Raw genomic sequence first — 2,819 nt, 5'->3', positions numbered from 1 at the left:
GAGTAATTATGAGACGGGATTGCGCCGCGTTTCCATCGACAAAGCTCTGAGAGTTTGCGAGGCCGCCAGCGTTGCCCTGGATTGGATCTATCGCGAATGACCAGCGGCCTACCCCAAAGGGGCTCAAGCAGACCGGTTGGTGTCGGCTCGTCGGGATTGAACCTCAAGCCGGGAGCAACTATGAGGCTGGAAATAGCAGGATTCGATTGATCAGGGCCTTAAGGTTTGTCGTGCAATCGGCGTCTCGCTGATTGGGATTACCGAGGCCGGTCGAAACCAACCTTCTTGCATGGAATGGGCGCAAGATAAGCCGCGAGGCAGCGTGTGAAGGATTTTTATGTCAGGCGGATTCAAAGAATATGCGTGGGAGTGCGCCGCCGAAATACCGAATGCCTTTCGCCGCGGAGTGGTTGTCGTAACGCTCTTGGCAAATCTGATCTTGGCGATCGGCCTTCATTTGGGTTGGCAAAACAGCCCATTCACCACCTTGCAGATATGGACGGCCGCAGTTGCCGTCAGCGCGCTCGAAATAATTTTGATCCTACCATACAGACTCTGGAAAACGAGCCGCAGCACTATTGACGAGTTGAAAAAACAGCTTGCCGTCCATCAGGAAGACCGACCACTCGCATATCAAAATGTTCGGTTTGTCACGAGGGTGAACAAGCGGACAAAAACCTGCGACATCACCGCCACGGTCCATTTCGCCAATTTTGGCGAGCGGATGCTCAAGTGGCGTTTGCGTTCCTATTCCATTGAAGCGAACGGAATTAAACTCTCGGCGGCGGCTGCGACGACAGACTACTTTATGAATCGGGGCCAACAGGGCTGGTACACCTACCCAACACTGCAGAATGTGCCTTTCAATGGATGGCCGGTGCAGGTCGACGTCATGTTTGACTGCGAATACGACAACGCGCCTCCTTTAAGAGTGAGGGGGACGAAGCGACTCAATCGCTATATTATTCCCGCTCTAAAGGCTCAAAATATTCCGGCGTTCGACTTGATCAGCGAGGAACGCTAGATTTCGAGAACGAATGGAGTGAAAGCAAAAGCACCTTCCGCTTAGATCCTTGGTGCGCGATTTCCTACGAAACGTGTTCCCGAAATACTTTCCGAACTAACTGCGCTACACCTTCTAAGACTCTGAAATGACGAATAAAACCGGGTAGCGACCAAGCTTTTTCTACTCCGCGGGTTGCAGGTTCGAGTCCTGCTGGGATCGCCAGCTCCAGTCGTATCGACGGGCAGGCCCCTCATGTCTGTTCAGCCGTCGTGCCCGTCCGCCAGCGCGCGACAGCTTGATGCACCGACGTTCATTGTCAGCGCGCACCAGCCGGCAATCCGCCGTCCTTCACGAACGCGTGCGTCGCCCCGCCCCGGGCTTTGAACCGGATAGAGGAGCCCTATCTATGCGCCGGGCGACGTGCGCCCAAGAAGGACTCCGATGCCGCTATCCGAGTGGACGAGAATGGCGATCGCATCTGCGGTTGCCGTCCTCGCAATATTGTTCTTGGCAGTCGACGCGGGCGTCATCGTGAATCCGGGCACGATCGCAAGACCCATCGAGACGGCGCAGGCTTCCATCGCGGACGCCGCGGTGAGTCAGCATCAACTTGCCTTCGCCGTTCAGGCGTGGGCGCGTCGAGGCCACCAGAAGCCACCCTTGGAGCATTGCCTGGCGATCGATTGATGCACGCGCGGCATTGAATCGGCCGACACTTGGCCGGCATTTCGTTTGTTCACGGTCCGACTCCGCTTCGTTCGCAAAGCACGAATCGTAATCGCGAAAATCGGCGCGGCGCATTTCTTAATGCCGCGTTTCGCTCCGTCAGATCGATCATGCGTCGAGAGTCTCGAGCACCGGCCGCAACCGGTACGCATCGATCGCGGCGTTCGACAGCAGCAGTGTCGCGAGCGCCCAAGGCGCTACCGCGCGATCAGTCGGTCCGCTCGTCGCGCGGCTCGCGCGCGAGCAGATGCCAGGCCACAGCCAGCTGGATCAGTTTTTGCCGGTCGGCGCCCTCGGACGCGGCGGCCCGCTTCATTGCGGCCTCGGCTTCGCGCTGTGGATCGTACTTGGTGCACATGAGGCCGACTCTAGCCAGCCGATCTGGACAAGTGCGTGGCAATCTCGTCCGTATGATTGCGGGGATGACCGCGTTGCCAACCGAAAATCCGCCAATCTGCTTCAAGCGGTGAGCCAAAGGCCGCGCGATTGTTTCCAGACGTCTCCGGCGCGAAGCCGTGAGGCCGACATGCATTCAGGCCGATCTGTGAAGTGCGTCACAGCCCGCGCGCTGCGTCTCCGCTAAACACCGCCACAAGCACTGGGTGGAAAACCGTTCCCGTCATGACACAGGAAGCCGAAGCCGCGTCCGAGGCTGGCGCCGCGACGTCACCGCGCAAGGCCGACATATTCGGCCTCGCTCTTCTCGCGACAATCGGCATCGTGATGACGGCCTGGATCGGAGGACTGATCTGGCTGGCGATGGTGATCCTGAACTGGCTCGCCACCTAGAACAGGCAGTGCACGATCTGCCCGACCTTGATCCCCGCACACACAATCATGGCCCACAACGCCACGCTGATCTGGATCGCATCCAACATATTCCTGTTCCCCACGACTCGCATTTAGTTTTTTTCTTTAATCAATTGCGCGAAGCAGCAGCGAGCGCCAGAGGAAATTCCGGGCAATTGTTGTGCGCTGCCGCATTGATGTCGCGGYCGGACCGACTCCGAAGGGCCGCGGAGCGTCGAAGTGCGAAGCGGTTTTCGCACGAGGTCGATGACGTGAGCCAACGACGCTTGTCCGGAGG

4 protein-coding genes are annotated in these 2,819 nt (G+C 58.2%); 3 read left to right on the top strand and 1 reads right to left on the bottom strand.

Annotation, left to right across the window (positions count from 1 at the left end; genetic code table 11):
• The first annotated feature begins 337 nt into the window (after nucleotides 1-337).
• On the top strand, nucleotides 338-1,024 hold the full coding sequence (locus ACXJL8_RS38280; RefSeq protein ID WP_456623868.1) for a hypothetical protein: 687 nt from the start codon (nucleotides 338-340) through the stop codon (nucleotides 1,022-1,024).
• 447 nt (nucleotides 1,025-1,471) lie between these two features.
• The gene (locus tag ACXJL8_RS38275) at nucleotides 1,472-1,693 is read left to right on the top strand and encodes a hypothetical protein (RefSeq protein ID WP_456623869.1); all 222 of its coding nucleotides are present in this window, start codon (nucleotides 1,472-1,474) and stop codon (nucleotides 1,691-1,693) included.
• Nucleotides 1,694-1,940: 247 nt separating this feature from the next.
• Here the strand turns inward: ACXJL8_RS38275 and ACXJL8_RS38270 are convergent, their stop codons facing one another.
• Nucleotides 1,941-2,090: a hypothetical protein gene (locus ACXJL8_RS38270; protein WP_456623870.1), complete on the bottom strand. Its 150-nt coding sequence runs from the start codon at nucleotides 2,088-2,090 to the stop codon at nucleotides 1,941-1,943.
• A gap of 263 nt (nucleotides 2,091-2,353) precedes the next feature.
• Here ACXJL8_RS38270 and ACXJL8_RS38265 point away from each other — a divergent pair, with 263 nt between their 5' ends.
• A complete protein-coding gene (locus tag ACXJL8_RS38265; RefSeq protein WP_456623871.1) occupies nucleotides 2,354-2,521 on the top strand; it encodes a hypothetical protein in 168 nt (55 codons plus the stop codon).
• The last annotated feature ends 298 nt before the right edge of the window (nucleotides 2,522-2,819 follow it).

The sequence above is a fragment of the Bradyrhizobium sp. P5_C11_2 genome (assembly GCF_054049755.1).
The sequence above is the reverse complement of the archived record's forward strand: the minus strand, read 5'-3'. Positions and strand labels throughout refer to the sequence as shown.